This window comes from Spirillospora sp. NPDC046719, assembly GCF_040645715.1.
In the GTDB taxonomy this organism is placed as follows: domain Bacteria; phylum Actinomycetota; class Actinomycetes; order Streptosporangiales; family Streptosporangiaceae; genus Spirillospora.
In genome coordinates this window covers 1-5,483 of record NZ_JBEYYT010000535.1, presented here as the reverse complement: position 1 = coordinate 5,483, position 5,483 = coordinate 1, and the positions used below count along the sequence as shown (strand labels likewise).

The following is a 5,483-nucleotide window of genomic DNA, read 5'->3' as shown; positions in this document are numbered from 1 at the left end:
CGCGTCAGGAGGTGCGGCCGGAGAGGCGGCCCGTCAGCTTCCACGCCGCCGGCAGGAGCGCCGCGGCGAGCGCGACCTTCAGCGCGTCGCCCGCCAGGAACGGCGTCACGCCCAGGTGCAGCGCCTTGCCGAGTCCGACGTGCAGGGACGCCATCAGGTAGGGGACGCCCGCCGCGTACATGATGGCGGTGCCGGTCAGCATCGTCGCGACGGTCCGCAGCGGGGTGCGGTCGCCGCCGCGCTCGGCGAGGCGGCCGACCACGGCGGCGGCGACGACGAAGCCGAGGACGTAGCCGAACGTCGGGAAGCCGGCGCCGGAGGCGCCGTCGGTGAACCAGGGGACGCCCGCCATCCCGGCCAGCAGGTAGACGATCATGCCGAGTCCGGCGCGGCCGAAGCCGAGCGCGGCGCCGGCCAGCAGCACCGCGAAGGTCTGCCCGGTCACGGGCACGGGGGTGCCGGGCAGCGGTACCGCGATCTGGGCGGCGACGCCGACGAACGCGGCCGCGCCCGCGACGAGCGCGGCGTCGCGGGCCAGGGAACCGGGCAGCAGGTCGCCGAGGACGGCGGGACCCCGCCGGGCAGCGTGAGCAGTGGCCACTGAACCTCCCATTAAAGGTGTTGTCAGCCGAAACCTAGCGAACGGGTCATCCGGAACCGAGCGCGCGGTCGACAGAAACGGCCGCCCCGGGTTTGTCCGCCGCTTACGGGCGCGGGCGGCGGGCCAGGTACACCATGTCGGGCTCGCCGCGCGGGACCGGCACCGGCAGCGCCTCCACGCGCGCGAACCGGGTCGCGAGCAGGTCCTGGAAGCCGGGCGCGGCGCCCGCGCTCCACACCGCCAGCACTCCGCGCGGGCTGAGCCGCCCGGCGAGCAGGTCCAGCCCGTCCGGCCCGTACAGGCGGGCGTTGCCGGGCGTGACCGTCCAGTCGGGGCCGTTGTCGATGTCCAGGCACACCGCGTCGAACCCCGCCCCGCCAACACCGCCCACACCGGCAACCCCGCCTGCCCCGTCCACTCCGTCTGCCGGGTCGGCGGCGACGACGTCGAGGAGGTCGGCGCGCACGAGCGCGACGCGGGGGTCGTCGAGGCCGCCGCGCGACCACGGCCGCAGCGGCCCGGCGTGCCAGCCGACCACCGCCGGTTCCCGCTCCACCACCGTGACGTGCCCGACGGCCGGATGCGCCAGCGCCTCCGCCAGGGAGAACCCGACGCCGAGCCCGCCGATCAGCACCCGCAGCGGCTGCCCGTCCGGCTGCCCGCCCGGCCCGTCGTCCCCGGAGCCGTCTCGGTCGAGGGCGGCGTCGACGGCGGCGCGGACCAGCAGCCGCTCGGACTCGCCGTTGCGGGTGTCCATCAGGAACATCCCGTTGCTGATGATCTCGTAGTCGGTGCCCGCCCGGCGCAGCACCAGCTCCCCGCCGACGCCCGCGGCGCGCTCCACGACGACCGGTTCCGCCCGGCCTTCCCCGATCACGTCCATGGCCCCGACCCTAACCACCCGAGGCGCTCCGCCGGGCCCGAGCGCCGGGGTCGCCGGTGCCGCCGACGGGGGCTGGGCGGGGGACGGGCGGGTCGGCTACGGTGCCGGGCATGCCCGACCCCTCCGCGCGTCCCCCCGCGCAGCCCGCGCGTCCCTCCGTCCCGCCCGCTGTCCCCGGCGGGCCGCTGCTGCCCGGGCGCCGCATCCTGGTCGTCGGTGCCGGGACCCGGCCCAGCGACGACCCCGAGGCGCCCGTCGGCAACGGCCGTGCCATCGCCGTCACCGCCGCCCGCGAGGGCGCGCAGGTCGCCTGCGCCGACGTCGACGAGGACGCCGCGGCCGCGACCGCCGGGATGATCGCCGCCGAGGGCGGCCGCGCGCACGTCGTGATCGCCGACGTCACCGACCCCGAGTCCTGCGACCGTGTGGTCACCCGGGCGGCGGAGAAGCTCGGCGGCCTGGACGGGGTGGTGTTCAACCCCGGGATCGGCATCGGCTACGGGATGGCGGGCACCGGCCTGGCCGACTGGGACCGCGTCATGCAGGTGAACCTGCGCGCCCCGTTCCTGGTCGGCAAGGCGGCGCTGCCCGCCCTCGACGCCGGCGCCGCGATGGTGTTCATCGGGTCGCTGGCCGGCACCAAGCCCGGGTCGCGGTCCCCGTCCTACGACGCGTCCAAGGCCGGGCTCACCGGGCTGGTCCGGCACATAGCCGCCGAGGGCGCCGGGCGCGGCGTGCGCGCCAACGTGGTCGCGCCCGGCCTCATCGACACCGTCATGGGACGCGACGCCTCCGGCGGCAACGCCGGCCGCGACCGCGTCGCCGCGCTCATCCCGATGCACCGGCAGGGCACCGCGTGGGAGGTCGCCGACGTCGTGGTGTTCCTGCTGTCGCAGCGCGCCGCCTACGTCACCGGGCAGGTCGTGCACGTCGACGGGGGCCTGTCCACCCTGCGCTGACCCCCGCCCCGGCGCCGGTTCCCGGGAGCCGCCCCAGCCGAGGGTGTCAGCCTTGGCGGCCGGGGAGCATGCTCAGGGCCTGGGAGCGCTGTGCGACGAGATCGGCGTAGGTGCCGTCGCGCTCGGCCCAGCGGTGCATGAGGACGCCCTTGACGAGGACCTCGTCGGGGGTGGGGTCCGCCGAGAGCAGGTCCATGACCTCGGTGGCGAAGTCGTCGAGCGGCAGCGCGTGCGGGTTCACCGTCTCCTGGCCCGCCGTGGCGACGGCCGGGGGGACGAGCTCGACGACGTCGACGCCGGTGCCGTCGAGCTGCGCGCGCAGCGCCTCGGAGTAGGCGTGCACCGCGGCCTTGGAGGCGGCGTAGGTGGGCATGGGCGGGAACGGCAGGAACGCGATGCCCGAGGTGACGGTGACGAAGGTGCCGGCGCCCCGCCCGACCAGGTGGGGGGTGAAGGCGTCGATGACCCGGATGGTGCCGACGAGGTTGGTGTCGATCGTCGTCTCCGCCGCCTGGAAGTGCGCGGGGTCGCGCAGGTCCTCCAGGAGCATGACGCCCGACATGATCACCACGGTGTCCAGGTCCGGGTACCGGGCCAGGACGGCGTCGCGGGCGGACGCGACCGACGGACCGTCGGTGACGTCGACGGCGAACGTGCCGAAGCCCTCCTCGGCGAGGTCCGCGAGCGCCTCCGCGCTGCGGCCGCCGACGGCGACGGTGCTGCCCGCCGCGGCGAACCGGCGGGCCAGCTCCCGCCCGATGCCCGAGGTCCCGCCGACGATGAGGACGGTGCGGTTGGAGATGTCCATGAGATCTTCCCTTTCAGCCCAGGGCGCCGGCGGCGTTCAGGCCCGCCGGCGCGGACGGCGATGTCCGTTCTTGTCGAATCCGTCCTTCGCGAAAAGGACGCTGTGACCGCAGTCTCGGCGGGATCCGCCGAGTGCGGCAGGGCCCTGGTTCTCCCTGGTCCTGGCAGGGCCCCCTCTGGAGACATGCCCACCGCATACGGTGGAGTCATGAAGGACGAGGACTCCGGCAACCGGCTCGGCAGCTACCTGCGCGCCCGCCGCGAGCTGGTCACTCCCGCGCAGGCCGGCCTCCCCGCCGGGGGCAACCGCCGCGTGCCCGGCCTGCGCCGCGAGGAGGTCGCCCTGCTCGCCGGGATCAGCCCCGACTACTACCTGCGCCTGGAACGGGGCCGTGACACCAACCCCTCACTCCAGGTCCTGGAAGCGCTCGCGCGTGTCCTGCGGCTCGACGACGTCGAGCGGACGTATCTGCTGGGCCTCACGGCGGCGCGCCCCAGAGCGCCGCGCCGCAAGCGGCCCGAGCACGTCCCGGCGCGCGTGCACGAACTGCTCGCCCACCTGCAGTTCCCCGCGTTCGTCGAAGGGCGCGCGTTCGACGTCCTGGCCTCCAACCCCATGGCCGTCGCGCTGTCCCCGCGACTGCGGCCCGGCCAGAACCGGCTCCGCTCCCTCCTCCTCGATCCCGAGGAACGGGCCTTCCACCAGGACTGGGCCAGAGCCACCGCCGACTTCGTCGCCGCCCTGCGCACCACCATCGGGGACGACACCGACGATCCCCGGTTCGTCGAGCTCGTCGGAGAGCTCGCCCTGTCCAGCCAGCGGTTCCGCACCCTGTGGGCCCGCCACGACGTCCGCGCCCTCGACGGAGGCACCACCACCGTCCACCACCCCGTCGTCGGCGACCTGCGCCTGCACCGCGACAAACTCCCCATCGACGACGTCATCCTCGTCGTCTACTACCCCGACAAGGGCAGCGACAGCGACGAGAAACTGCGGCTGCTCGCCGCGCTCTCCTGCACCGAGCCCACCGGCACCGCCCACGACGAACCGGCCGGCGACCCGCACCCGACGGCACCCTGACGCACGACGCGGCGCCCCCGGCGTGCGCGGCCGGTGCCGCACCGATCATCAACGGCCGCACGACGGGCTCCGCCCGAGGCGGGCGGGTCGCGCGGCGGGAGCGGTCCGCCCTACGGTGACGGCCATGAACGATCAAGTGGAGTTGCGGCCGGTCGCCGAGGCGGATCTGCCGGTGATCGAGCGGCTGCGCACCGACCCCGAGCTCGCCGGGCCGTTCCTGTGGAAGGGGTGGAGCGACCCGCACCGGTTCCGGCGCCGCTACGAGCAGGACGGGATGCTGGGGGAGGACACCGGCAACCTCGCCGTCGCCCGCGCCGAGGAGCTCCTCGGGATCGTGTCCTACCGGCGCGTCCCCATGGCCGGGTCGATGTGGTGCTGGAGCATCGGGATCTCGCTGCTGCCGGCGGCGCGGGGACGCGGCGCCGGGTCCCGCGCGCAGCGGCTGCTGGTGTCGTACCTGTTCGCGCACACCACCGCGCACCGCGTGCAGGCCGAGACCGAGGTCGACAACATCGCCGAGCAGCGCGCCCTGGAGAAGGCTGGTTTCACCCGCGAGGGCGTGATGCGCGGCTACGGCTTCCGCGACGGCCGGTACCGCGACGAGGTGCTCTACAGCGTCCTGCGCTCCGAGGTTCGCGGCAACGGCGGCCCCTGACAGGCCCCGACCGGCCCTGACCGGCGTCGGGGGAACACTCCACCGCTTCCGGATGTTGCGCGGTAATGTTGTAATCATCTGGAGGTGCCGCGATGTCCCCCGAACCCCGCCAGAGCGCCCGCCCGCCCGATGACGACGGGCCCGCCGCGGACGCCCTGGACGCCTACTCCGCCGCCGTGTCCGCCGTCGCCCGCGAACTCACCCCCCGCGTCGCCGCGCTGCGCGTCCGCCACCGCCGCGGCGAGGGAGCCGGATCCGCCGTCGCGTTCACCGGCGACGGGTTCCTGCTCACCAACGCCCACGTCGTCGGCGCCGCCGCCGGCGGGCAGGCCGCCTTCGCCGACGGCTCCACCGCCGACTTCACCGTGGTCGGCACCGACCCGCTGTCCGACCTCGCCGTCGTCCGCGCCGACCGCGCAGGGCCCCGCCCCGCGACCCGCGGCCTCCGCCACCCCCAGGGCGGCGGGGCGCGCGAGGGCGCCGGCGGGCACCCCCCC

General features: G+C 75.5%; 7 protein-coding genes. 4 read left to right on the top strand and 3 right to left on the bottom strand.

Translation table 11 applies throughout. From position 1 onward, the window contains the following. Positions 1-4 precede the first annotated feature (4 nt). Both ABZ914_RS45290 and ABZ914_RS45285 read right to left on the bottom strand, forming a co-directional pair. Positions 5-601 (bottom strand): biotin transporter BioY, encoded by a 597-nt coding sequence (locus tag ABZ914_RS45290; protein WP_500200869.1) that lies wholly within the window; start codon positions 599-601, stop codon positions 5-7. 103 nt (positions 602-704) lie between these two features. Beyond that, positions 705-1,484, bottom strand: a complete 780-nt coding sequence (locus ABZ914_RS45285; RefSeq protein WP_500200868.1) for a spermidine synthase — start codon at positions 1,482-1,484, stop codon at positions 705-707. 110 nt (positions 1,485-1,594) lie between these two features. On the opposite strand from ABZ914_RS45285, the gene ABZ914_RS45280 reads away from it, so the two are divergent. Beyond that, positions 1,595-2,443, top strand: a complete 849-nt coding sequence (locus ABZ914_RS45280; RefSeq protein WP_500200867.1) for an SDR family NAD(P)-dependent oxidoreductase — start codon at positions 1,595-1,597, stop codon at positions 2,441-2,443. 46 nt (positions 2,444-2,489) lie between these two features. Here the strand turns inward: ABZ914_RS45280 and ABZ914_RS45275 are convergent, their stop codons facing one another. Further along, entirely contained in the window at positions 2,490-3,251 is a 762-nt protein-coding gene (locus tag ABZ914_RS45275; protein WP_500200866.1) for an SDR family oxidoreductase, read from the bottom strand. A 207-nt stretch (positions 3,252-3,458) separates the two neighbouring features. Here ABZ914_RS45275 and ABZ914_RS45270 point away from each other — a divergent pair, with 207 nt between their 5' ends. The 3 genes from ABZ914_RS45270 to ABZ914_RS45260 form a co-directional block, all read left to right on the top strand. After that, positions 3,459-4,331, top strand: coding sequence for a helix-turn-helix transcriptional regulator (locus ABZ914_RS45270; protein ID WP_500200865.1), 873 nt, complete (start codon positions 3,459-3,461; stop codon positions 4,329-4,331). A 124-nt stretch (positions 4,332-4,455) separates the two neighbouring features. After that, on the top strand, positions 4,456-4,986 hold the full coding sequence (locus tag ABZ914_RS45265) for a GNAT family N-acetyltransferase (protein ID WP_500200864.1): 531 nt from the start codon (positions 4,456-4,458) through the stop codon (positions 4,984-4,986). 92 nt (positions 4,987-5,078) lie between these two features. Beyond that, the coding region (locus ABZ914_RS45260) for a trypsin-like peptidase domain-containing protein (RefSeq protein WP_500200863.1) at positions 5,079-5,483 on the top strand (405 nt) is incomplete at its 3' end.

Bases quoted from the DNA above. Each gene is read 5' to 3' on its own strand.
- ABZ914_RS45275 (WP_500200866.1), bottom strand. From the start codon at position 3,251: ATGGACATCTCCAACCGCACCGTCCTCATCGTCGGCGGGACCTCGGGC.
- ABZ914_RS45280 (WP_500200867.1), top strand. From the start codon at position 1,595: ATGCCCGACCCCTCCGCGCGTCCCCCCGCGCAGCCCGCGCGTCCCTCC.
- ABZ914_RS45270 (WP_500200865.1), top strand. From the start codon at position 3,459: ATGAAGGACGAGGACTCCGGCAACCGGCTCGGCAGCTACCTGCGCGCC.
- ABZ914_RS45285 (WP_500200868.1), bottom strand. From the start codon at position 1,484: ATGGACGTGATCGGGGAAGGCCGGGCGGAACCGGTCGTCGTGGAGCGC.
- ABZ914_RS45265 (WP_500200864.1), top strand. From the start codon at position 4,456: ATGAACGATCAAGTGGAGTTGCGGCCGGTCGCCGAGGCGGATCTGCCG.